The organism is Streptomyces sp. TLI_105, assembly GCF_900105415.1.
In the GTDB taxonomy this organism is placed as follows: Bacteria; Actinomycetota; Actinomycetes; order Streptomycetales; family Streptomycetaceae; genus Streptomyces.
Window position 1 is genome coordinate 5,592,242 of record NZ_FNSM01000001.1, and the last position, 23,268, is coordinate 5,615,509.

Sequence of the window (23,268 nt, forward strand, 5' to 3'; positions counted from 1 at the left end):
AAGAGAGAGCGCCATGGCCCCGCAGATGATCTTCGTGAACCTGCCCGTCAAGAACGTCGACGCCAGCAAGGCCTTCTTCGAACAGCTCGGCTACTCCTCGAACCCGCAGTTCAGCGACGAGAGCAGCGCCTGTGTGGTCATCAGCGACACGATCTACGCGATGCTCCTCGAAGAGCCCAAGTTCAAGTCGTTCATGGCGCCGGGCAAGGAGATCTCCGACGCGACCAAGACCACCGAGGTCCTGGTCACGCTGAGCGCCGAGAGCCGGGAGAAGTGCGACCGGCTCGCCGACGCCGCCCTCGCCGCCGGAGGCACCCCGGCGAAGGAGCCGCTGGAGATGGACTTCATGTACGGCCGCTCCTTCACCGACCTGGACGGCCACCACTGGGAGGTCTTCTGGATGGACCCGGCGGCCGTCCAGGGCTGAGTCGCCGAGGCCCCGATCAGGCCGAGACGCCGCCGTCGATCACCAGGTCCGTGCCGACGGCGGAGCCCGCCTCGTCCGACGCGAGGTACAGCACCGCCGCCGCCACCTCGGCCGCGGACGAGATGCGGCCCAGCGGCGACTGCTCCTTCATGCGGACCTCCCGCTCGGCCTCCGTCTCGCCGGGCTGCAGCGACATCGCGGACTCGGCGGCGCCGGGGCTGACGGCGTTGATCCGGATCCCGTCGCCGATGTGGTCCCGGGCCGCGGCCCGGGTGAGCGCCGAGACCGCCGCCTTGGAGACCTGGTAGCCGAAGACCCCGGGGATCCGGACGTGCGGGCCCAGGTTGGACGCGATGTTCACGATGGCCCCGCCGCCGTTCGCCCTCATGTGGCCGACCTCGGCCTGGAGGGCGTGCAGCACGCCCGTGACGTTGATGTCGAGCAGCGTCCGCCAGTCCTCCAGGGGGAGGTCGGCGGCGCTGTGGCCGCCGCCCCGGAAGACCCCCGCGTTGTTCACGGCGACGTCCAGGCCGCCGAACAGCTCGACCGTGCGCCGGACCAGCTCCCTGGTGGACTCGGCGCTCGACACGTCGGCGGTGACCGCGGCGGCGGTGCCCCCGGCGGCCTCGATCAGGGCGACCGTCCCGTCGAGGGACTCCGCCGTGCGGCCGGCGACGACGACCTTCGCGCCCTCGGTGGCGAACGCGAGCGCGATGGCCCGGCCGAGACCGGAACCGGCGCCGGTGACGAGGACGGTGCGGTCGGTGAAACGTGCGGACATGCTGGTCAGCCCTTCTGGTGGAGGAGTGCGGCGGCGAGGACGGTGAACAGGGCGGCCGCGGCCGCCAGCGACACCGCGTCGCCGCCGAGGGTGAGCAGGGCGGCGAAGAGCACGGTCGGGCCGAGCTCCATCGCCGTGTTCAGGACGCCGCCCGCGAGGCCCGCGCGGTGCGCCGGGACTCCGTCGGTGGCGAGGACCGCGGCGCCCGCGAAGGACAGCGCGGCGCCGGCCGGCAGCAGGAGCAGGCCGGGAAGCAGCCCGTACGCGTACGGGGCGGAGGTGTCGAAGCCGGTCGCGGCGAGCAGCCCGAGCCCGGCGGCGGCGGTGCCGAGCCCGGCGGCGGTCACCCGCCCGGGACCGTACCGCCCGATCAGCGGGCCCGCGAGCCGGCCCGAGGCGAGCAGGGCGACCGCGAAGGGCACGAAGGCGGCGGAGGTGAGCAGCGCGGACCAGCCGCGCCGCTGCTGGAGCGCGAGGGACAGCAGCACGAAGACCGTGGCCGTGCCGGCCGCCGTGAGTCCGATCGCCGCGAGGCCCAGGGCGCGGCGGCCGTCGCGCAGGAAGTCCGGGGGCAGGAGCGGGTCGGCGGCCCGCCGCTCGACGGCCCCGAAGGCGGCGAGCAGGACGAGCCCGGCGAGCAGGGGCACGAGGACCGGGGCGGAGCCCCAGGGGCGGGCGTCGGTGAGGACGAGCCCGTAACTGGCGAGCGTGATCCCGGCGGTGGCGAGCAGCGCACCGGGCAGGTCGAGGGGGCGGCGGGAGCCGGAGGCCTGGGCGGGGCCCGGCAGGAGCCTCGGGGCCAGGAGCAGCGCCGTCGCCGTCACCGCGATCGGGACCGCGAAGGTGCCGCGCCAGGAGGCGGCCGCCGCGATGACCCCCGAGAGCAGGTTCCCCGCGGTCGCGCCGAGCACGGAGAGGCCGCCCCAGGTGGCCATCGCCCTGCCGTACGCGGCGGGTTCGGGGTACAGCGCCCGGAGCACCGCCATCGCGGCCGGGGCGACGAGCGCCGCGCCGACGCCCTGCCCGAACCGGGCGGCGAGCAGCGTCCCGTACCCGGGGGCGAGCGGCGCGAGGGCGGAGGCGGCGCCGAAGACCAGGAGCCCGGTGGCGAGGGCCCGGCGGCCGCCGGAGCGGTCGGCGAGCCGGCCGCCGAGGAGGAGCAGTCCGGCGAAGGTCAGCCCGTAGGCCGCGCTCAGCAGGATCAGTTGGGCGCGGTCGAGGCGGAACTCGGCACCGATGCGGGGGAGCGGGACGGCGAGGGAGGCGAGCGTGAAGATGAGCGTCGTCTGGACGGCGCCGAGCAGGAGGAAACCGCGGCGGGCTGTGGACCCGCGGACCTCCCGTACCACTGTCGTCGACATGCAGTCCCCCCTGAACTTGACCGTACATTCCAATATGAGGGCCGAAGGAAGGGCGCCCTCGTGGGCGCCCTTTCCTCAGTCCAGCAGTCCCAGTGCCTGCTCCGCCGCGTCCAGGACCCGGCCGGGATCGCTCGACGCCTTGCCGACGACCCGGATGCCCTGCAGCAGGACGAGCAACATCCGCGCGAGCGCCTTCGGGTCGCGGTCCGCCGGGAGCTCGCCCCCGGCGCGGGCCCGGGTGAGCGCGCCGTGCAGCAGCGTCTCGATCTGCTCCCAGCTCAGCTCGACCCGCCGCGCGACCACCGCGTCGTGCGGCCCCAGCTCCGCGGCCGAGTTGGTGACGAAGCAGCCGTTCAACCGCTCCTCGTCCGCCGCCGCCTCGGCGGCGAAGCGGCGGACGAGGGTCCGCACGGCCGGCAGGGCCGGGCCCGGCGCGGACAGCTCCTCGACGATCCGCGGATCGCGGGTCTCCAGGTAGCGGTCCATCGCCTTCAGATACAGCTCGTGCTTGTTGCCGAAGGTCGCGTAGATGCTGGCGCGGCCGATGCCGAGGCGCTCCACGAGGTCCGACATCGTCGTCGCCTCGTACCCGCGCGCCCAGAACAGTTCGAGCGCTGCCTGGAGCGCGGCCTCCGGATCGAACTCCTTGGTCCTGGCCACGAGAAGACCGTACGACTATCTGGAACGATCGGTCAAGTTACCTTGTCCGGACCGGATACACCGTCACCGCGACCTCGTCGTCGTCCAGGCACCGGCCCGTCTCCAGGTCGAAGCGCTGCTTCAGGAGCGGCGAGGCCACGAACGGCCGCCCGCCCGCCGAGCCGAGCAGCCCCCGGGACAGCACCTGCGCCCCCGTGAACGGATCGCGGTTGTCGATCGCGTACGTCCGGCCCGACCGGTCCCGGAAGACCGCCGCCTGCCGGCCGTCCGGCAGCAGCGCAGCCACGCCCCGGCCCGGGGTCAGCCGGGCCTCCTCGCAGACCGCCATCCAGGAGTCGGGGGACAGGTCGGGGGACAGGGAGAGTTCGAGTGTCCCCGCCGCTTCGAGTGTCGTCGTCATCGGGAGGTGGCCCCTTCCAGCGTTCCGATCGTGAGAATCGTGAGGTCCGGCTTGATCTGGTCCCGCTCCGGCACGAACCGGACCGACGGGTCCGGCGCCCCGGGCGCGTTCACGAAGGAGACGAAGCGCCGCAGCCGCTCCGGGTCGTCCAGGGTCTCGGCCCACTCGTCCCGGTAGTCGGCGACGTGCGCCGCCATCAGCGCCTCCAGCTCGTCGCAGAGCCCGAGCGAGTCGTGCACCACCACGTCCTTGAGGTGGTCGAGCCCGCCCTCCAGGCGTTCCAGCCAGGTCGACGTCCGTTCCAGGCGGTCCGCCGTCCGGATGTAGAACATCAGGAACCGGTCGATGAGACGGACCAGTTCGGCGTCCGAGAGGTCCTGCGCGAGCAGGTCCGCGTGGCGCGGGGTCGCGCCGCCGTTCCCGCCGACGTACAGGTTCCAGCCGTTGGCCGTCGCGATGATGCCGAAGTCCTTCGACTGCGCCTCCGCGCACTCGCGGGCACAGCCCGAGACCGCCGACTTCAGCTTGTGCGGGGCGCGCAGGCCCCGGTAGCGCAGCTCCAGCTGGATCGCCATCTTCACCGAGTCCTGGACGCCGTAGCGGCACCAGGTCTGCCCGACGCAGGACTTCACCGTGCGCAGCGCCTTGCCGTAGGCGTGCCCCGACTCGAAGCCCGCGTCGACGAGCCGCGTCCAGATCGAGGGCAGCTGGTCCACCCGCGCCCCGAAGAGGTCGATCCGCTGACCGCCGGTGATCTTCGTGTAGAGCCCGAAGTCCCGGGCCACCTCGCCGATCACGATCAGCTTGTCCGGGGTGATCTCACCGCCGGGGATGCGCGGCACCACCGAGTAGGAGCCGTTGCGCTGCAGGTTGGCGAGGAAGTGGTCGTTGGTGTCCTGGAGGGAGGCCTGCTCGCCGTCCAGGATGTAGCCGCCCAAGCCGATGGTCGGGGCGAGGCTCGCGAGGATGGACCCGACGGTCGGCTTGCAGACCTCGCAGCCCTCGCCGCCCCGCGCCTCCTCCCGTCCGTGCGAGTCCAGCAGCGCCGCGAAGGAGGTCAGCCGCAGGGTGCGGGCGATCTCGTAGAGCTCGCTCCGGGTGTACGAGAAGCAGCCGCAGAGCCCCTTGTCGGTAGGGGCCGGCAGCAGCTTCTCGATCACCTTCACGCAACTTCCGCAGCCCGTACCGGCCTTGGTGCACTTCTTCACCTCGGCCAGCGACTCGCACTGCCCGATGGCGTGCTTGGTCACGTTGTGGCAGGAGCAGATCACCGCGTCGTCCGGCAGCGCCGAGGGGCCGAGCGCCACCGGCGCGCCCGCGCCCGCCGGGAGCACCAGCTGCTCGGGCGAGACCGGCGGCACGGTGCCGGTCAGCGGGCGGAGGAGGCCGTACTGCTCGGCGTCGCCGACCAGGACACCACCGAGCAGCACCCCGTCGGCGGAGACCACCAGCTTCTTGTAGACGCCCGAACGGGAATCGGAGTACACGACGTCGAGGCAGTCCTCGGCCGTCCCGTGCGCGTCGCCGAACGAGGCCACGTCCACGCCGAGCAGCTTCAGCTTCGTCGACATGTCGGCGCCCGTGAAGCCGTCCCCGGCCTGCTCCCCGGCGATCGCCGCCGCGGCCGTCTGCGCCATCTCGTAGCCCGGCGCCACCAGGCCGTACACCCGGCCGTCCGAGGCCAGCGCGCACTCGCCGATCGCGAAGACCGCCGGGTCCGACGTGCGGCACAGCTCGTCGACCGCGATGCCGCCGCGCTCGCCGACCGTCAGGCCGCAGTCGCGGGCCAGCTGGTCCCGGGGCCGTACGCCCGCCGAGAACACGACCATGTCCGTGGCCAGCTCGGAACCGTCCGACAGCTTCATGCCCGTCACGGCGCCGTCCGTCGCCACGACCTCCTGCGTGCCCGTCCCCGTGTGGACGGTCAGGCCCATCTTCTCGATCGTGCGGAGCAGGGCCGCGCCGCCGCCCTCGTCGACCTGCACCGGCATCAGACGCGGCGCGAACTCCACGACGTGCGTGTCCAGGCCGAGGCCCTTCAGCGCGCCCGCCGCCTCCAGGCCGAGCAGACCGCCGCCGACGACCGCGCCGGTCGTCGCCGTCTTCGCGTACTCCTCGATCGCGAGCAGGTCCTCGATCGTGCGGTAGACGAAACAGCCCTTGGCGTCCTTGCCGGGGACGGGAGGCACGAAGGGATACGAGCCGGTGGCGAGGACCAGCGTGTCGTACGCGAAGACCCGCCCCGAACGGGCCGTCACCGTCCGGGCCTCCCGGTCCACGGCCTCCGCCGGGTCGTCGGTGTGCAGCTCGATGCCGTGCCGCTCCATGAAGCCGGCCTCGACCATCGACAGGTCGTCGGGCGTCTTGCCGGAGAAGTACGAGGTCAGCTGCACGCGGTCGTAGGCCGGACGCGGCTCCTCGCAGAGGACCACGATCCTGGCCCGCTCGGTGACGCCACGGTCGGCGAGCGCCTCCAGGAACCGCTGGCCGACCATTCCGTGGCCGACCAGGACGATGGTGGGAGTGGTCATGAGGAGCCTCCGTCGTGGGTGAGCAGGTGGAGCAGGGGGGCCTCGTCGGGCAGGGCTTCGTCGCCCTCCCAGGCCCGTGCGAGCGCGCCGACCGCGGCCAGGTCGCCGAGGAGGACGCCCCCGACGAGCCGGTCCCCGCGGACGACGACCTTCCGGTACGCGCTGCGCGTGGCGTCGGTGAGCTGGACGACGTCGTCACCGGGGCGGGCGGTGACTTCGCCGAAGGCGGCGAGATCGAGGGGCCTCGGGCCGCCGAGGGTGAGGCGGGTGAGGGCGCGGGTGCCGGTGTACCGCGCTGCGGGGCCGCCTTCCGCCGGGGCGGCCACCTCTGCCCCGTGTGGGCAATCGTCCCGCTGGGCGGGACGGGTGGGCACACAGGACGGCGCCCTCGGCGGCGCCTCCGCCTCCGGTTCCTCCCCGCACCCCGAGGGCGAGGCGCTCTCGGTGCGGGTCCAGGCGCGGAGGGCGAAGGCACCCGCAGGGGTGCCGCCCGTTGTGCCCACCCGTTCCGCCCCGGCGGAACGCTTGCCCACAACGGACGTCAGGAGGTCCGCCAAGGCGTCCGCCTGTTCCAGCGCCGGGCCCGCCAGGCCGTACACGCGCCCCGCGTGCTCCGCGCAGTCGCCGATCGCGTGGATGTACGGGTCCGACGTCCGCAGCTCGTCGTCGACCACGATCCCCGTCGCGACGGACAGACCCGCCTCCCGGGCCAGGGCCACCCGAGGCCGTACCCCGCAGGCGAGGACCACGACCTGTGCGTCGAGGACGAAGCCGTCGGCGAGTTCGACCGCCGTGACCGCCCCGTCCCGCTGCCGCAGGCCGCTGACCCGGCACTCGGTGTGGACCTCGACCCCGAGGGCCTCGACGTGCTCCCGGAGCAGCGCCGAGGCGTGCTCGTCGAGCTGCCGTTCCATGAGGCGCTCGCCCTGCTGGGTGAGGACCACGTCCGCGCCCCGCTCGGCGAGGGCCCGCGCGGCGGAGACCCCGAGGAGTCCGCCGCCGATGACCACGGCCCGCACCCCGGGCCGTACCAGGGCGCGCAGCTCCAGGCAGTCGTCGAGGGTACGGAAGGGGTGGACGCCGACCGGGAGCGCCGCCCCGCGCAGTCCGCGCAGCGGCGGGAGCACGGGGTTGGAGCCGGTGGCCAGGACGAGCCGGTCGTAGGCGACGAGCGAGCCGTCCGCGCACTCGACGGTCCGCGCCGCCCGGTCGATCCGCACCGCCCGCACCCCGAGCCGTACCGGCTCGCGGGTCCCGGGCAGGGCGATCACCTCGGGGGCGTACCGTCCGGCGAGGACGTCGGCGAGCAGCACCCTGTTGTAGGGGGCGTGCGGCTCCTCGCCGAGGAGGGTGACGGGCAGGCGCTGGGCGAGCCGGGCGCCCGCCGTCCCGCCCCCGACCACCACGATCCGTGTACTCATACCGGAAGGGTGCGGGGCCGGTGTTACCCGTCGGGATCCCGACTGTTTCCCGTACGGAACGCTGATCTCCGTCCGGGCCGAGGGCCGCTGTGAGGCCGCAAGCTCTGAACCAGCTCAACGATCAGGCGATCGATGGACGGGGCAACGATCGCCTCCCTAGGCTCACGACCATGCCCGACATCTCGCTGACCACCCTTGTCCTGCTCTGTCTCGCCGCGCTCGTGGCGGGCTGGATCGACGCCGTGGTGGGCGGTGGCGGGCTGCTCCAGCTGCCCGCCCTGCTGCTCGGTCTTCCGCACGTCCCGGCCGCGTACGTCCTCGGCACCAACAAGGCCGTCTCGATCGTGGGCACCACGGGGGCCGCCGTCACCTATCTCCGCAAGGCGCCCGTCCATGTGTGGACGGCGGTGCGGATCGGGCTCGCGGCCCTCGCCGGCTCCATGGCCGGCGCCTTCTTCGCGGCCGGGATCAGCAGTGAGGTCCTGCGTCCGGTGATCATGGTGGTGCTGCTCGGCGTCGCGGCCTTCGTGATGCTGCGGCCCTCCTTCGGCGCGAAGGCCGAGGGTGAGGAGCGGGCGCCGCTGACCCGGGCGCGGATCGTGACCGCGATCGTGGTCGTCGGCGGCGGGATCGGGTTCTACGACGGTCTGTTCGGGCCGGGCACCGGCACCTTCCTGGTCCTCGCGCTGACCGCCGTGCTCCACCTGGACCTGGTGACCGCCTCCGCCACCGCGAAGATCGTCAACGTCTGCACCAACGCGGGCGCGCTCGCCATGTTCGCCTATCAGGGCACCGTGTACTGGCAGCTCGCGGCCGTCATGGCCGTCTTCAACCTCGTCGGCGGGACGCTCGGCGCCCGGATGGCGCTGAGCAAGGGCGCCGAGTTCGTCCGCGGGGTGCTGCTCGTCGTGGTGCTGTCGCTGGTCGCGAAGCTGGCCTTCGACCAGTGGGCCTGAGGCCCTATTTGACCCCGATGAGGTGGCCGAAGGCGACCACGTTCCCCTGATAGCCGTTCTTCTTCGAGAAGCCGCCGCCGCAGGTGATCACCCGGATCTCGGCCCGGTCGGCCTCGTCGTACACCTTGCGGTCCGGGAAGTGCTTGTTGTCGTAGACCTCGATCGCGTCGACCGTGAAGACGGCGGTCCGCCCGTCCGTCCGGACCACCTCGATCCGGTGGCCCTTCTTGAGCGCGCCCAGGGTGTAGAAGACGGCGGGCCCGTCGGCGTTGTCGACGTGGCCCGCGACGATCGCGGTGCCCTTGGCGCCGGGCGTGGTGCCGTCCCCGTACCAGCCGGCCAGGTTCCGGTCCGCGGCCGGCGGCACGTCGAGCGCGCCGTCCGCCGTGAGGCCGAGCCGGGTCACCGGGGCGTCCACGTCGGTCTCGGGGATCCGGAGCCGGACCGGCACCGAGGGCGGCAGCGGGTCGGCGGCGGCGTCGGTGTGCACGCTGGGTCCGGCGGCGAAGGCCTGCGCGGCCGACGGGACGGGCGGAGTGACGTTCTCCGAGCCGTTGTGGACGAGCCAGATCCCGACGCAGGCGGCCGCGGCTATGCCCCAGCCCTTGCTCCTGTTGCTCACCTGGGTTCCCTCGGTCGCGCTTCGTGGGGTGTGGCCCTGCCCCCGCCGGGCCGTGTGCGGGCGCGCGGCGGGGGCAGGACAGGCGGTGGTCTCAGTGGCCCTGCGCGCCGCTCGCCCGGCGCCGCAGGAGCCAGACACCGCCGACGGCAGCCGCGGCCAGCACCGCCGCGCCCGCCGTGACCTGGGCGGTGTCGGGGCCGACGCTGCCCCCGACACCGGTCTGGACGTGGCCGCTCGGGCTCCGGTGCTTGACCCACAGGTCGCCCTTGGCGGTCTTGCCGTTGTCGCAGGCCACGCTGATTCCGTAGGAACCGGCCTTGACGTGCTCCGGCACCGTGAACTGTCCGACCACGACTTCCTTGTGCGTGCTCGGCTTCAGCTGGAACTCGCCCGCGCCGAGCGAGTTCGCGTCGCCCACGCCGTGCCCGTGCTTGCCGCAGGCGAGCGTGTTCACGGTGACGGTCTCGCCCGGGGAGGCGGACGACGGGGAGAGCTCCAGCGACTCGTGGCCGCCGCCGCCCGAGTTCCAGTTCTCGCCGGTCGGGCTCCAGCTCTCGCTGTTCGAGTTCCAGCTGTCGTCGTTCGCGTATGCCGCGGGGGCGGCGAACGCCCCGATCGCGGCGACCGCCAGCGCGGTACCGGTGAGCAGGCGGGCAGTGGTGCGCATGGGGGTCCTCCGGGGCGCGCGAGCGGTCATGCCGGCTGGTCCTGCCGGGAGGGACATCCCGGAGCCGGACCTTCTGAGACCGAGATAAGAGGCATGTCGCGCGCCCCGCCTCCTGATGAGGCATCAGGATTGCTCCGTCCGATACGGTGTGTCGCCTGGATTCCAGACGTTTCCGCAGGTCAGACCGGCCTACGGGCCGTCGGCCGGCGGCCCGTGCCGAACGGGTGAGCCGCCCCCGCGCGGCCCGGGACCCTAGGGCCGGATCTCGTCCCCCTTCACCGCCTCGTACGCCGCGAACACCCGCCCCATCAGCTCCTCGTCCACCGCGAACGTCAGCTCGTCGATCGCCGTCACGGGAGCGATCGTCCGGGAGTTGGTCACGAACGCGGCCCGGTAGCCAGGGAGGTCGGCCAGGGTGACCGGCCGCCGGACCGACTCCAGGTGCCGCTCCAGGAGGGCCATGGTGATGCCGGTGAGGCAGGGCGCCGACGGCCAGACCACCGAAGTGCCGTCCCAGAAGGCGATGTTGGTGACCGCGCCCTCGGCGATCTCGCCGTACGGAGAGGTCAGCAGGGCCTCGTCGTAGCCGGCCCGGCGGGCCGCGTCGCCGTGGAAGCGCTGGCCGAAGCCGCCCAGGTGCTTGATGTGCGGCGCGGGCCGCCAGTAGTCGACGGCGGTCAGGCGCTGCGGGGCGCCGGGGCCGTCCGGGGCGGGGTCGGCGACGGTCACGGCGGTGCGGACGCCGGGGTACACGTACACCCGGACCGAGGCGTCCCGCCGCCCGGCGGTCGTGAGTGCCCCGGCGACGAGCTCGCGCACCCGCCCGCCCTCCAGCTCCCGGCCGAAGAGCTCGCGGGTCGAGCGGTCGAGGCGGTCGAGGTGCAGGTCGAGGCCCTTCACGCGCCCGTCCCGTACCTGCATCGCCGTGTAGTGGCCGTAACCGCTCATGAGGGCGGCGAGGAGCTGCGGATCGGCCGCCGGGGTGCCGTCGATCTCGATGTGCGCGGGAGGTGTCGTCATGCCCTCACCGTACGGCGAGCGGGCGGTGCCCGACCTCGACCGGCTTGACGGAGGCGGTACTTGGCGGAGGCGGTACTCGGCGACGTGCGGGACCTGCGGCGCTCGGCGCGTGCGGGACCTGCGGTACTCGGCGGTGCGCGGGACCTGCGGTACTCGGCGGTGCGCGGGACCTGCGGCGCTCGGCGCGTGCGGGACCTGCGGCGCTTGACCTCAACCAAACTTGAGGGACCACGATCCTCGGCATGCTGTTCCGACTGCTCGCTCCCCGCCTCCGGCCGTACGGGCCCCTCCTCGTCCTCCTCGTCGCCCTCCAGCTCGTCCAGACCCTCGCCTCCCTCGCCCTGCCCACCCTCAACGCCGGCGTCATCGACGAGGGCGTCCTGCGCGGCGACACCGGCCGCGTCATCGGCGGCGGCGCCGCCATGATCGCCGTCACCCTCCTCCAGGCCGCCGCGGCCGCCGCCGCCACCTACACCGGCGCCAAGGTCGCCATGGGCGTCGCCCGCGACCTGCGCTCCGAGGTCTTCCGCCGCGTCCAGGACTTCTCCGCCCGGGAGCGCGGCCGCTTCGGCGCCGCCTCCCTCATCACCCGGACCACCAACGACGTCCAGCAGATCCAGACGTTCACCGTCCTCGTCCTCACCATGCTGGTCGCCGCGCCCCTCCTCTGCGCCGGCGGACTCGTCATGGCCCTGCGCCAGGACGTGCCGCTCGCGCTCGTCCTGCTCCTCTTCGTGCTCGTGTTGACCGGCGCCGTCGGCGCCGTCGTCCTGCGCATGCGGCCCCTCTTCCGCGGCATGCAGGAGCGCGTCGACCGCGCGGGCCGCGTCCTGCGCGAGCAGATCACCGGCGTCCGGGTCGTCCGTGCCTTCGTCCGCGACCGGCACGAGCGGGAGCGCTTCGCCGCCGCCAACGACGAACTCCTCACCGTCGGCCTCCGGGCCGGCCGGCTCCAGGCCCTCATGTTCCCCACGGTCCTGATCGTCTGGCAGCTGACGACCGTCGCCCTGGTGTACGTCGGCGCCCACCGCATCGACGCCGGAGCCCTCCAGCCGGGCGGCCTGGTCGCCTTCCTCGGCTACCTCCTCCAGACCTCCATGTCCGTGATGATGGTCCTCTTCCTCCTCATGCACATGCCCCGCGCCGAAGCCGGCGCCGAGCGCGTCCGCGAGGTCCTCGACACCCGCCCCTCCGTCACCCCGCCCGCCCACCCCGTCCGGATCCCGACCGGCCCCGGTCGCCTCGACCTCGACGGCGTCGGCTTCCGCTACCCGGGGGCGGAGGAGTCGGTCCTGAAGGACGTGGCGCTGGTCGCCCGGCCCGGTGAGACCACCGCGATCATCGGCTCCACGGGCAGCGGCAAGTCGACGCTGCTGGGGCTGGTGCCCCGGCTCTTCGACGCCACCGGCGGCGAGGTCCTCGTCGACGGCGTCGACGTGCGCGAACTCGACCCCGCCCTGATGGCCAGGACCGTCGGACTCGTCCCCCAGAAGCCGTACCTGTTCTCCGGGACGGTGGCCACCAACCTCCGGTACGGCAAGCCCGACGCCACCGACGAGGAACTCTGGCACGCCCTGGAGATCGCCCAGGCCGCCGACTTCGTACGCGATCTGGAGCAGGGCCTCGACGCCCCCGTCTCCCAGGGCGGCGCCAACTTCTCCGGCGGCCAGCGCCAGCGCCTCGCCATCGCCCGCGTGCTCGTCGCCCGCCCCCGCCTCTACCTCTTCGACGACTCCTTCTCCGCCCTCGACCCCCGCACCGACGCCCGGCTCCGCACCGCCCTGCGCGAGGAGACCGCCGACGCGACCGTCGTCATCGTCGCCCAGCGGGTCTCCACCATCCGGCACGCCGACCGGATCGTCGTCCTCGACCGGGGCCGGACCGTCGGCACCGGCACCCACACGTCCCTCATGCGGGACAACCCCACCTACCGGGAGATCGTCCTCTCCCAGCTCACCGAGGAGGAAGCCGCATGAGCACGGCGACCGCGACCCGCGCCCCGAGCCCCACGAAGGCCCCCGCCCGCACCGGCCCCCCGCCCCAGCGCGGCCCCGGCCTCGCCACCCCCACCCTCGAACGCTCCCTCTCCTTCCGCTCCTCCGGCCTCCGCCTGCTGCGCACCCTCGCCCCCGACCGGGCCCGGCTGCTCGCCGTCCTCGCCGCCGGCGCCGCCGCCGTCTCCCTCTCCGTCCTCGGCCCCCTCCTCCTCGGCCGCGCCACCGACCTCGTGATCACCGGGGCCGCGGGTGCCGCCGGCGTCGACTTCGCGGCCGTCGGCCGGATCCTCGCCCTCTCCGTCGCCGTCGTCACCGGCTCCTCCGCCCTCACCTGGGTCCAGCTGCGGATCGCCACCACCGTCGTCCAGCGGGCCGGCCACCGGCTCCGCGAGCAGGCCCAGCACAAACTGGCCAGGCTGCCCCTCGCCTACCTCGACGGACAGCCGCGCGGCGAGGTCCTCTCCCGCACCACCAACGACATCGACAACATCACCCAGACCCTCCAGCAGGCCTTCAGCCAGATGACGCGCGCCCTGCTCACCCTGGTCGGCGTCCTCCTGATGATGTTCTGGATCTCCCCGGTGCTCGCCCTCGTCGCCCTCGCCACCGTGCCCGTCTCGGTCGCCGTCGCGGCCTTCGTCGGCAAGCGCGCCCAGCCCCAGTTCGTGAAGCAGTGGGCCGTCACCGGCCGGCTCGGCAGCCACGTCGAGGAGATGATCACCGGCCACACCGAGGTCGTCGCCTTCGGCCGCCGCGCCGAGGCCGTCCGCCGCTTCGACGAGCTCGGCGAGGAGCTCTACCGGGCGAGCTTCCGCGCCCAGTTCGTCTCCGGCTTCATCCAGCCCGCCCTGACCCTCGTCGGCAACCTCACCTACGTCGTCGTCGCCGTCGTCGGCGGCCTGCGGGTGGCGAGCGGGACGCTGACCGTCGGCGACGTCCAGGCCTTCGTCCAGTACTCGTACGACTTCAACGGCCCCATCACCCAGGTCGCCGCCATGGCCAACCTCCTCCAGTCCGGAGTGGCCTCCGCCGAGCGGGTCTTCGACCTCCTCGACGCCGAGGAGGAGTCCCCGGAGCCCACCACGCCCCACAAGCCCGCCGAGCTCCGCGGCCGGGTCTCCTTCGAGAAGGTCGCCTTCCGCTACGAAGAGGACAAGCCGCTCATCGAGGACCTGTCGCTCACGGTGGAGCCGGGCCGGACGGTCGCCATCGTCGGCCCCACCGGCGCCGGCAAGACGACCCTGGTCAACCTGCTCATGCGCTTCCACGAGGTGACGGCCGGCCGGATCACCCTCGACGGCGTCGACACCGCCGCCATGACCCGGGAGGAGCTGCGCTCCGCCACCGGCATGGTCCTCCAGGACACCTGGCTCTTCGGCGGCACCATCGCCGACAACATCGCCTACGGAGCGCCCGGAGAGGTCTCCCGCGAGCGGATCGTCGCCGCCGCGAAGGCCGCCCGCGCCGACCGGTTCGTCCGCACCCTGCCCGCCGGGTACGACACCGTCCTCGACGAGGACGGCGGCGGCCTCAGCGCCGGCGAGAAGCAGCTGATCACCCTCGCCCGCGCCTTCCTCTCCGACCCGGTGATCCTCGTCCTCGACGAGGCCACCAGCTCCGTCGACACCCGCACCGAGCTCCTCGTCCAGCAGGCCATGACCTCCCTGCGCGCGGGCCGCACCAGCTTCGTCGTCGCCCACCGGCTCTCCACGGTCCGGGACGCCGACACGATCCTGGTGATGGAGGGCGGCTCGATCGCCGAGCAGGGCACCCACGAGGAACTCCTCGCCGCCGGAGGGGCCTACGCCCGGCTGCACGCCGCCCAGTTCGCCCGTACGGTGGAGACGTGATCGTCACCGTCCGCACCACCACCGACGCGCGCGCCAAGGCCGACGCCCTGGCGCGCGGCGCCGTCGAGGCCCGGCTCGCCGCCTGCGCGCAGATCTCGGGGCCCGTCACCTCCGTCTTCCACTGGCGGGGCGCGATCGAGACCTCCGAGGAGTGGGAGGTGGTGTTCAAGACCACCGAGGCCCGCTACCAGGCCCTGGAGGCGCACCTCCTCGCCGCCCACGACTACGAGACGCCCGAGATCCTCGCCACCCGGGTGACCCGGGTCAGCGAGCGCTACGCCCGCTGGGTCGAGGAGGAGACCGCGGCGGCCGCGGAGATCGAGGCCCCGGCGCCCGACGAGCGGCCGTTCTTCGTCTACGGGACGCTGCGTCCGGGCGCGTACAACCACGACCGCTTCCTCGCCGGCCGCATCGGCACCGAGGCGGACGCCGTGCTGCACGGGGCGGTCCTGCACGACGGACCCGGCTATCCGTACGTGGTCCCGGCGGACAAGGGCCAGGTGGTCGGCACGCTGCTCACGCCCGCGCCCGGCGCGTACGGCGAACTGTTCGGCCTGCTCGACCGCCTGGAGCTGCCCGTCGGATACGAGCGGGTGGCGAGGGACGTCGTACGGGTACGGGACGGGGCACGGGTGTCCGCCTGGGTGTTCCTGGCGGCCCCGGACGCGCCCCTCGGCCCGGTCATCGAGAGCGGCGACTGGTTCAGCCGGCCGTAGCCGCGTCCCCGGCGCGCTCCAGGCGCACCGCGCACACCTTGAACTCGGGCATCCGCGAGACCGGGTCGAGCGCCGGGTTCACCAGCGTGTTGGCCCGCCCCTCCCCGTACCAGTGGAACGGCATGAAGACGGTGTCCGGCCGGATCGTCGCCGTGATCCGCGCAGGGGCGACGGCCCGCCCGCGCCGCGAGACCACCGCCAGCGCCTCTCCCTCGGCGACCCCGAGCCGCTCGGCGAGCCGGGGGTGGAGCTCCACGAAGGGGCCGGGCGCCGCCGCGTTCAGCTCGTCGACCCGCCGGGTCTGCGCCCCCGACTGGTACTGGGACACGACGCGGCCGGTGGTCAGCACGACCGGGTAGTCGGCGTCCGTCTCCTCGGCCGCCGCCCGGTGCACCACCGGCACGAACCGGGCCCGCCCGTCCGCCGTCGCGAACCGCTCCAGGAAGAGGCGCGGGGTGCCCGCGTGGCCCTCGTCCGGGCACGGCCAGAACACGCCCCGCTCCTCCTCGATCCGCCGGTAGCTGATGCCCGCGTAGTCGGCGGGCCCGCCGGCCGAGGCACGGCGCAGCTCCTCGAAGACCTCCTCCGGGTCGGTCGGGAAGCCCTTCTCCCAGCCGAGCAGCCCGGCCAGTCCGTGCAGCACCTCCAGGTCGCTGCGGACGCCCCCGGGCGGGGTGAGGGCGCGGCGGCGCAGCAGCACCCTGCCCTCCAGGTTGGTCATGGTGCCGGTCTCCTCCGCCCACTGGGTCACGGGCAGGACGACGTCGGCGAGTTCGGCGGTCTCGGAGAGCACCACGTCCGCGACGGCGAGGAAGTCGAGCGAGCGCAGCCGCTCCTCGACGTGCGCGGCGTGCGGCGCCGACACCACCGGGTTGGAGCCCATGAGCAGCAGGGCCTTGACGTCCCGGCCCAGCGCGTCGAGCAGCTCGTACGCGCTGCGCCCGGGGCCCGGCAGCGACTCCGGCGCGACGCCCCACACCCCGGCGACGTGCGCGCGGGCGGCCGGGTCGTCGAGCTTGCGGTAGCCGGGCAGCTGGTCGGCCTTCTGGCCGTGCTCGCGGCCGCCCTGGCCGTTGCCCTGGCCGGTGAGGCAGCCGTAGCCGCTCAGCGGGCGGCCGGCCCGGCCGGTGGCGAGGCAGAGGTTGATCCAGGCGCCGACGGTGTCGGTGCCCTTGGACTGCTGCTCGGGGCCGCGCGCGGTCAGCACCATGCCGTTCTCGGCGTCGCAGAACATCGCGACGGCCTCCCGCAGCTGGGGCACGGACACGCCGGTGATCCGCTCGACCTGCTCGGGCCAGTGGGACATGGCCCCGGCGCGGGCGCCCTCCCAGCCGTCGGTGCGGGTGGCGACGAACTCCTCGTCCACCCGCCCCTCGGCCACCACCAGGTGCAGCATGCCGAGGGCGAGCGCGAGGTCGGTGCCGGGGCGCGGCGCGAGGTGCAGATCGGCCTGCTCGGCGGTGCGGGTGCGGCGGGGGTCGACGACGATCAGCTTCCCGCCGTTCTCCTTCAGCTCGGTGAGGTAGCGCAGGGCGGGCGGCATGGTCTCGGCGAGGTTGGAGCCGACGAGGATCACACAGCCGGTCCTCGGGATGTCCTCCAGGGGGAAGGGGAGTCCCCGATCGAGGCCGAAGGCCCGCTGGTGCGCGGCGGCGGCCGAGGACATGCAGAAGCGGCCGTTGTAGTCGATCTGCGAGGTGGCGAGGACGAGCCGGGCGAACTTGCCCAGCGTGTACGCCTTCTCGTTGGTGAGGCCGCCGCCGCCGAAGACCCCCACGGCATCGGGACCGTGGTCGGCGCGGGTCCGGCGAAGACCGTCGGCGACGACGGAGAGTGCCTCCTCCCAGGACGCGGGCTCCAGGGCCCCCGTGTCAGGGCGCCGGACCAGGGGCTCGGTGAGCCGGACCCGGGAGGAGAGTACGGAGGGGGCGGTGCGGCCCTTGCCGCACAGGGCGCCCCGGTTGACGGGGAAGTCGGTCCGCTCGACCACCTCGGCGGGCAGCTCCGGCGCGCCGGTGGGGCGCAGCGACATGCCGCACTGCAGGGCGCAGTAGGGGCAGTGGGTGGGGACGGTGGCGGCGTCGGACATGCGGCCAGCATGCGTCCGGCGTGTTACGCGGGGCGGCGCGGCGTATTACGGGAGCGGTGCCATGCGCTCCGGTCAGCGCCCCCCGGCCGGTGAGGCCAGCGCCTCCGTGACGCCCTTCTCCCGCGGGCCCAGGAAGAGGGGGTCGGGGCGCAGGCCGGCGTCGAGGGCGGCCTTGCCCGCCGCGAAGAGCTCGCGGGTGGTGCCGTAGTACCAGGTGCGGTCGTGGGGTTCGGCGACCCCGACCCCGTACACGTCGACGCCCGCCCGGCCGCACAGCGCGACGGCCCGCTTGATGTGGAAGTCCTGGGTGACGAGGACGGCCCGGTCGACGCCGAAGACCTTCCGGGCGCGGACGCAGGAGTCCCAGGTGTCGAAGCCCGCGTAGTCGCTGACGATCCGCCCGTCCGGTACCCCGCGCGCGATGAGGTAGGCGCGCATGGCGCTCGGCTCGTCGTACGCGGTCCGGCTGTTGTCGCCGGTGACGAGCAGGACCCGGACCTTGCCCGCGCGGTACAGCTCGGCGGCGGTGTCGAGGCGGTGCGCGAGGTACGGGGTGGGCCGGCCCTTCCACAGGCCGGCGCCGAAGACGACGGCGACGTCCCGGGCGGGCACGTCGGCGACGGTACGGAGGCGGGGCTCGGCGACCGTCTGCATCCAGGTGGCGGGGGCGAGCGCGAGGACGGCGCCCAGCATCACGGCCTGGACGGTGCGGCGGCGGGCCCGGGTGGTGCGGGGGATCAACCGGGTGAGCCGTGCCGGCATGCGGAAACCTCCGTGGGGCGGGGAGCGGTGTCGTTCTGTCACCCGGTCCGACGCGCTTCGGCGGCGTTCGGTTCGCCGGACGCCCGGTCTGTTCCGTAGAGCACACCGGCGAGGCCCATCCCGAGGAGCATGCCGAGCAGCTGCGCGCCGGCGAAGGCGGGCACGGAGGCGGGGGCGATTCCGGTGAAGGAGTCGGAGAACGCCCGGCCCAGCGTGGCCGCCGGATTGGCGAAGGAGCCGGAGGAGGTGAACCAGATCGCCGCGCCGATGTAGCCGGCGACCGCGACGGGCGCGAGGGCGGGGCGGCCGATGTGGCGCAGGCCCCGGACGACGAGGACGAGCCCGGCGGTGGCGACGGCCTCGCCGAGGAGGAGGTGGAGCGCGGTGCGCGGCTCGGTGGCCCAGGAGCCGGGCGTCCGTCCGAACATCGCCTCGGCGAGCAGGGCGCCGGTGACGGCCCCGGCGAGCTGGGCGGCGATGTAGGCGAGGACCTCGCGCCCCTTGCTCCGGTGGCGCTGGGACCACCACTCGGAGAGCGTCACGACGGGGTTGAAGTGGGCTCCGGAGAGCGGGCCGATGAGGGCGATCAGCAGGCCGAGGCCGAGGGCGGACGCGGCGGCGTTGGCGAGCAGCCGGACGCCGATGTCCTGGCTCAGGGAGTCGGCGCGGATGCCGGAGCCGACGACGACGGCGACGAGGGCGGCGGTGCCGATGAACTCGGCTGCGGCGCGCCGGGGGAGTGCGGGCGGGGACATTCTCATAACGGAAAAGATATTCCGTGATTCGGAAGGAAAAAAGAGGGGAGGAGAGGGGCGAGGCCCCCGTACGATCCGTCCATGATCATCGACGACGTCCTCGGGGACGCGGTCCGCGACAACGCCGACTGGTGCCAGGCCATGTGCCGCGCCCACGGACTCACCGGCACCTTCGGCCCCCGCGCCTGGACCAGCGCCGTCCGCACCCCGCTCTACTATCCGGACGCGGTGACGCTGACGAAGGACGCGACCGTCGAGGACGTCCTGACCGGCATCGACCGCACCGCCCCGGGCGCCTCCGTCAAGGACAGCCACGCCCGCCTCGACCTGACGTCCGAGGGCTTCCGCCTCCTCTTCGAGGCGAGCTGGATCCACCGCCCCGCCGGGCTCCCGGCCCCGGCCGCCACCGGAGACTGGCGGCCCGTCCGCACCCCGGAGGAACTCGCGGCCTGGGCCCTCGCCTGGAGCGACGGCGACGCGGACGAGGCGGCGCTGTTCCGTCCGGAACTCCTCGCCGACCCGGCGACGACCGTGATCGCGGGCCACGGCCCGGACGGCCGGATCCTCGGGGGAGCGGTCCTCACCACGAGCACCCGCGTGACGGGGGTGTCGAACCTCTTCGCCGTGGACGGCACGGACCCGGCGCACGTGTGGGCCGGCACCCTGGGCCTGAGCCCCGCCGACCGCCCGGCCGTCGGCTACGAATCGGGCGACGACCTGACGCCCGCCCTCGCCACGGGCTTCGAGGAGCTCGCCCCCCTCCGCGTCTGGCTGGCCGGCTAGCCGGTCCCCTCCCCGTCGTCACGCCGCCGCAGGGACGAAGCGGTGCAGTTCGTCGTCGCCGGGCTGGACGACGCCGTAGCTGTTCTCCGGCACCTCCTTCCAGGCGCCGGGCAGGTCGCCGAGGGGCTCGGAGACGATGAGGCGGGTCTCCTCGGACACGTCCCGGAAGAAGGAGACGTCGGGGTGGAGCCTGCGCAGGGCCTCCACCCGCTTGCTGTAGAACAGCGAGCGGGAGGCGTGCGCGCTGGAGTAGCGGAAGGCCCAGAGGCGCTCGCCGTCGGTGAGGGCGAGCGTCATCTGGAGGGGGAACTCCATCCCGTGCTCACGGCCGACCCGTTCCACGACGGCCGCCATCGCGGCGACGGCGGCGGGCGGGTCCCGGTCGAGGCCGAAGGTGAGGGCCAGGTAGAACATCACCTCGGAGTCCGTCGTGCCCTCGATGTCGGAGTAGAGCGCGGGGTCGACGAGCAGGGCGAGGTCACGGCGCACGCGGGAGAACCCGGCGATGGCGCCGTTGTGCATGAACATCCAGCGGCCGTGCCGGAACGGGTGACAGTTCGACTGCTGCACGGCCGCCCCGGTCGACGCCCGGATGTGGGCGAAGAACAGCGGGGACCGGACGTGGTCCGCCAACTCCCGCAGATTGCGGTTGTTCCAGGCGGGGCCGACGTCCCTCAGCAATGCCGGGGTGTCGCTGTACGCCGAGTACCAGCCGACGCCGAACCCGTCGCCGTTGGTGGTCTCCACGCCGAGCTTGGAGTGCAGGCTCTGGTCGATCAGGGAGTGGTCCGGTCTGTAGAGGAGGGAGTCGAGCAGCACCGGCGTTCCCCGGTACGCGAGCCATCGGCACATGCGCGATCACCTGGGTCCCTGCCGGATCGGCGGGCGGCCTCGCGCACCCCGTCCGGCCCTCCCATTCTCGGCGCCCTCCCCACGGGGTGCCACACCAGCGCCGACAGGACGCGGGCCCGGCAGGCAGGGCCGGGAGCGCGTGAGCGGGGCGGCAAACACACGTCACGCGCCGGAAACGGCGAGGCAACGCACCCCCGTCAGGATCGGCACATGACGGAGCCGGACAGCGCGTTCGCCAGTACCGCGGGGCTGCTCGGAAGGATCGCCGGACAGCTCGGGGCCCAGCTGGCCCACGTGCGTCCGTACGACCGCCGGCAGCGGAAACCCGACGAGGAGGCATGCCCACCGATGAACGTTCCCGCCCTCGCCGGACAGGGCCGCGCCCTGTTCGCCACCCCCGCCCCGGCCGCGCCCGCCCCCACCCTCGTCGCCGTGGGCCACGGCAGTCGTGACCCCCGTGCCCGGGCCACCCTGGCCCGTCTCCTCGACCGGGTCCGCGAGCTGCGCCCGGGGCTCGACGTGCGCCTCGCCCACATCGAGCTGAACGCCCCGCTGCTCGACGACACCCTCGCCGAGCTCGCCGCCGAAGGCCGGGACGTCGTCCTGGTCCCCCTCCTCTTCGCCCCCGGCCACCACGTCACCCACGACCTGCCCGCCGCCGTGGCCGCCGCGACCGCCACGGCCGGCGCCCCCGCCCTCCACGCCCGCGCAGCCGACCCCCGCGCAGCCGACCCCTTCGGTGCCTCCGCCTTCCGCGCCCGCGTGGCCGACCCCCTCGGCGCCCACCCCCTCCTCGTCGAGGCCCTCGCCGACCGCCTCGCCGAGGCCGGCTGGACGCCCGACGACACGGCCGCCACCGGCGTCGTCCTCGCCTCCGCCGGCTCCCGCGACCCCCGCTCCGGCGCCGTGATCCGCCGGATCGCCGTCCTCCTCGGCGAGCGCCTCGGCGGCGTCCCCGTCGTCCCCGCGTACGCCTCCGCCGCCACGCCCACCGTCCCCGCCGCCGTCCGCGCGCTCACCGCCCGGGGCCGGCACCGGGTCGCCGTCGCCTCCTGCTTCACCGCCCCCGGCCTCTTCGTGACCCGCGCCGCCGCCGACGCCCCCTGGATCGCGTCGGACCCGCTGGGCGCCCACCCGGCCCTCGCCCGCCTGGTCCTGCACCGCTACGACCGCGCCCGCACCACCCTTCCCGTACGGGAACTCGCCGCCGTCTGAGCTCTTCTGTCGGCCCCTCCGGTTACCTTCGACGCATGGCAGGCATCGAGGACACCAAGGACAGCGCAGACATCACCGACACCCCCGGATACGACGAGACCGCGACCGAACGCTGGGCCGCAGAGCCCGACAAGCGCCCCGGGCGCACCGCCTTCCAGCGCGACCGCGCCCGCGTGCTGCACTCCGCCGCGCTCCGCAGGCTCGCCGGCAAGACGCAGGTCGTCACCCCCGGCACCCGGAGTCACGCCTGGGACGCCAGCCCCCGCACCCGCCTCACGCACTCCCTGGAGTGCGCCCAGGTCGGCCGGGAGCTGGGCGCCGCCCTCGGCTGCGACCCCGATCTCGTCGAGGCCGCCTGCCTCTCCCACGACATGGGCCACCCGCCCTTCGGGCACAACGGCGAGCAGGCGCTCAACGACGTCGCCAAGGACTGCGGCGGCTTCGAGGGGAACGCCCAGTCGCTCCGGCTCCTCACCCGCATCGAGCCGAAGCGCTTCGTGAAGGACGCCGACGGGGAGCTCGTCAGCGTGGGGCTGAACCTCACCCGCGCCGCCCTCGACGCCGCCACCAAGTACCCGTGGGCGCGCGGCGCCCACCCCGAGGACCCCGGCTCGCCGAAGTTCGGCGTGTACGAGGACGACCGGCCCGTCTTCGAGTGGGTCCGGCAGGGCGCCCCCGCCCACCGCAAGTGCTTCGAGGCCCAGGTCATGGACTGGTCCGACGACGTGGCCTATTCGGTCCACGACTTCGAGGACGGACTGCACGCCGGGCACATCGACCCCAACATGCTCCTCGCCGAGCCCGAGCGCGCCGACATCTGGCAGGTCGCCATCGGCCGCTACGTACCCGAGGACACCGACCCGCAGGAGCTCGCCGAGGCCCTCGACCGGCTCGTCGACCAGGAGTGGTGGCCGCACGGCTACGACGGCTCGGCCGTCGCCCAGGCCCGGCTCAAGGACGCCACCAGCCAGCTCATCGGCCGCTTCTGCCTCGCCGCCGAGGGCGCCACCCGGCAGGCCTACGGCTCCGGGCGTCTCACGCGGTACGGGGCCGAGCTCGTCGTCCCCCGCGCCACCCGCAACGAGTGCGCGGTCCTCAAGGCCGTCGCCGACCGGTACGTGATGCAGCGACCCCAACAGGAGGCGCTCCGCGCCGACCAGCGCATCGTCGTCGCCGAACTCGCCGAGGCCCTCGTCGCCCGCGCCCCCGACGGCCTCGAACCGCAGTTCCGGGCCGCGTTCGACACGGCCCGCGACGACCGGGCCCGCAAGCGCGTCCTCGTCGACCAGATCGCCAACCTCACCGACGCCTCCGCCCGGGCCCTCCACGCCCGCCTCCGCGGCCCCCGCTAGGCGGCACAGGCCCTCTTCCGTCACTCCCCTCGGTACGGGACCCTCGCAGGC

Annotated in this window: 21 protein-coding genes; 8 read left to right on the forward strand and 13 right to left on the reverse strand. The window is 73.9% G+C overall.

Features of this window, described 5'->3' with window-relative positions; all coding sequences use genetic code 11:
- The first annotated feature begins 13 nt into the window (after positions 1-13).
- The gene (locus BLW86_RS25555; protein ID WP_093876207.1) at positions 14-427 is read left to right on the forward strand and encodes a VOC family protein; all 414 of its coding nucleotides are present in this window, start codon (positions 14-16) and stop codon (positions 425-427) included.
- Between the two features lie 16 nt (positions 428-443).
- Here the strand turns inward: BLW86_RS25555 and BLW86_RS25560 are convergent, their stop codons facing one another.
- The 6 genes from BLW86_RS25560 to BLW86_RS25585 all read right to left on the reverse strand — a co-directional run bounded on the left by BLW86_RS25560 (position 444) and on the right by BLW86_RS25585 (position 7,581).
- Positions 444-1,208 carry an SDR family NAD(P)-dependent oxidoreductase gene (locus tag BLW86_RS25560; protein WP_093876208.1) on the reverse strand — a complete coding sequence of 255 codons (765 nt, stop codon included), beginning with the start codon at positions 1,206-1,208 and terminating at the stop codon, positions 444-446.
- A 5-nt stretch (positions 1,209-1,213) separates the two neighbouring features.
- Positions 1,214-2,569 (reverse strand): MFS transporter, encoded by a 1,356-nt coding sequence (locus BLW86_RS25565; protein WP_093876209.1) that lies wholly within the window; start codon positions 2,567-2,569, stop codon positions 1,214-1,216.
- A 75-nt stretch (positions 2,570-2,644) separates the two neighbouring features.
- A complete protein-coding gene (locus BLW86_RS25570; protein ID WP_093876210.1) occupies positions 2,645-3,229 on the reverse strand; it encodes a TetR/AcrR family transcriptional regulator in 585 nt (194 codons plus the stop codon).
- A gap of 37 nt (positions 3,230-3,266) precedes the next feature.
- Positions 3,267-3,629 (reverse strand): nitrite reductase small subunit NirD, encoded by a 363-nt coding sequence (gene nirD, locus BLW86_RS25575; protein ID WP_093876211.1) that lies wholly within the window; start codon positions 3,627-3,629, stop codon positions 3,267-3,269.
- Positions 3,626-6,160 carry a nitrite reductase large subunit NirB gene (gene nirB / locus BLW86_RS25580; RefSeq protein ID WP_093876212.1) on the reverse strand — a complete coding sequence of 845 codons (2,535 nt, stop codon included), beginning with the start codon at positions 6,158-6,160 and terminating at the stop codon, positions 3,626-3,628. The genes nirD and nirB overlap by 4 nt, the downstream gene beginning before the upstream one ends.
- Positions 6,157-7,581: an NAD(P)/FAD-dependent oxidoreductase gene (locus BLW86_RS25585; protein ID WP_093876213.1), complete on the reverse strand. Its 1,425-nt coding sequence runs from the start codon at positions 7,579-7,581 to the stop codon at positions 6,157-6,159. The genes nirB and BLW86_RS25585 overlap by 4 nt, the downstream gene beginning before the upstream one ends.
- A gap of 170 nt (positions 7,582-7,751) precedes the next feature.
- On the opposite strand from BLW86_RS25585, the gene BLW86_RS25590 reads away from it, so the two are divergent.
- Entirely contained in the window at positions 7,752-8,537 is a 786-nt protein-coding gene (locus BLW86_RS25590) for a sulfite exporter TauE/SafE family protein (protein ID WP_093876214.1), read from the forward strand.
- Between the two features lie 4 nt (positions 8,538-8,541).
- On the opposite strand, the gene BLW86_RS25595 is transcribed toward BLW86_RS25590, so the two are convergent.
- From BLW86_RS25595 to BLW86_RS25605, 3 genes are all read right to left on the reverse strand, one after another.
- The gene (locus BLW86_RS25595; protein ID WP_093876215.1) at positions 8,542-9,159 is read right to left on the reverse strand and encodes a class F sortase; all 618 of its coding nucleotides are present in this window, start codon (positions 9,157-9,159) and stop codon (positions 8,542-8,544) included.
- A gap of 91 nt (positions 9,160-9,250) precedes the next feature.
- Positions 9,251-9,826, reverse strand: a complete 576-nt coding sequence (locus tag BLW86_RS25600) for a hypothetical protein (RefSeq protein ID WP_093876216.1) — start codon at positions 9,824-9,826, stop codon at positions 9,251-9,253.
- A 252-nt stretch (positions 9,827-10,078) separates the two neighbouring features.
- Positions 10,079-10,846, reverse strand: coding sequence for an aminotransferase class IV (locus BLW86_RS25605; RefSeq protein ID WP_093876217.1), 768 nt, complete (start codon positions 10,844-10,846; stop codon positions 10,079-10,081).
- Positions 10,847-11,088: 242 nt separating this feature from the next.
- Here BLW86_RS25605 and BLW86_RS25610 point away from each other — a divergent pair, with 242 nt between their 5' ends.
- Genes BLW86_RS25610 through cutA form a run of 3 tightly spaced genes read left to right on the forward strand, consistent with a single transcriptional unit; the run spans position 11,089 to position 15,409 of the window.
- Positions 11,089-12,822: an ABC transporter ATP-binding protein gene (locus BLW86_RS25610; RefSeq protein WP_093876218.1), complete on the forward strand. Its 1,734-nt coding sequence runs from the start codon at positions 11,089-11,091 to the stop codon at positions 12,820-12,822.
- The gene (locus BLW86_RS25615; protein WP_093876219.1) at positions 12,819-14,693 is read left to right on the forward strand and encodes an ABC transporter ATP-binding protein; all 1,875 of its coding nucleotides are present in this window, start codon (positions 12,819-12,821) and stop codon (positions 14,691-14,693) included. Before BLW86_RS25610 ends, BLW86_RS25615 begins: the two co-directional genes overlap by 4 nt.
- Positions 14,690-15,409, forward strand: a complete 720-nt coding sequence (gene cutA / locus BLW86_RS44080) for a divalent cation tolerance protein CutA (RefSeq protein ID WP_093876220.1) — start codon at positions 14,690-14,692, stop codon at positions 15,407-15,409. Before BLW86_RS25615 ends, cutA begins: the two co-directional genes overlap by 4 nt.
- On the opposite strand, the gene BLW86_RS25625 is transcribed toward cutA, so the two are convergent.
- From BLW86_RS25625 to BLW86_RS25635, 3 genes are all read right to left on the reverse strand, one after another.
- Entirely contained in the window at positions 15,396-17,498 is a 2,103-nt protein-coding gene (locus BLW86_RS25625) for a molybdopterin oxidoreductase family protein (RefSeq protein WP_093876221.1), read from the reverse strand. The two genes, cutA and BLW86_RS25625, sit on opposite strands and share 14 nt — an antisense overlap.
- A gap of 72 nt (positions 17,499-17,570) precedes the next feature.
- Positions 17,571-18,260, reverse strand: coding sequence for a SanA/YdcF family protein (locus BLW86_RS25630; RefSeq protein ID WP_093876222.1), 690 nt, complete (start codon positions 18,258-18,260; stop codon positions 17,571-17,573).
- 38 nt (positions 18,261-18,298) lie between these two features.
- Positions 18,299-19,021, reverse strand: coding sequence for an aquaporin (locus tag BLW86_RS25635; protein ID WP_093876223.1), 723 nt, complete (start codon positions 19,019-19,021; stop codon positions 18,299-18,301).
- A gap of 75 nt (positions 19,022-19,096) precedes the next feature.
- On the opposite strand from BLW86_RS25635, the gene BLW86_RS25640 reads away from it, so the two are divergent.
- Complete coding sequence (locus BLW86_RS25640) at positions 19,097-19,798, forward strand: hypothetical protein (RefSeq protein ID WP_093876224.1); 702 nt, start codon at positions 19,097-19,099, stop codon at positions 19,796-19,798.
- 18 nt (positions 19,799-19,816) lie between these two features.
- Here the strand turns inward: BLW86_RS25640 and BLW86_RS25645 are convergent, their stop codons facing one another.
- On the reverse strand, positions 19,817-20,650 hold the full coding sequence (locus BLW86_RS25645) for a class II glutamine amidotransferase (protein WP_093876225.1): 834 nt from the start codon (positions 20,648-20,650) through the stop codon (positions 19,817-19,819).
- Between the two features lie 210 nt (positions 20,651-20,860).
- Between BLW86_RS25645 and BLW86_RS25650 the strand changes: the two genes are divergently transcribed.
- Together BLW86_RS25650 and BLW86_RS25655 are read left to right on the forward strand one after the other, a co-directional pair.
- The gene (locus BLW86_RS25650) at positions 20,861-21,865 is read left to right on the forward strand and encodes a sirohydrochlorin chelatase (protein WP_256341423.1); all 1,005 of its coding nucleotides are present in this window, start codon (positions 20,861-20,863) and stop codon (positions 21,863-21,865) included.
- Between the two features lie 35 nt (positions 21,866-21,900).
- Entirely contained in the window at positions 21,901-23,217 is a 1,317-nt protein-coding gene (locus BLW86_RS25655) for a deoxyguanosinetriphosphate triphosphohydrolase (protein ID WP_093876226.1), read from the forward strand.
- The last annotated feature ends 51 nt before the right edge of the window (positions 23,218-23,268 follow it).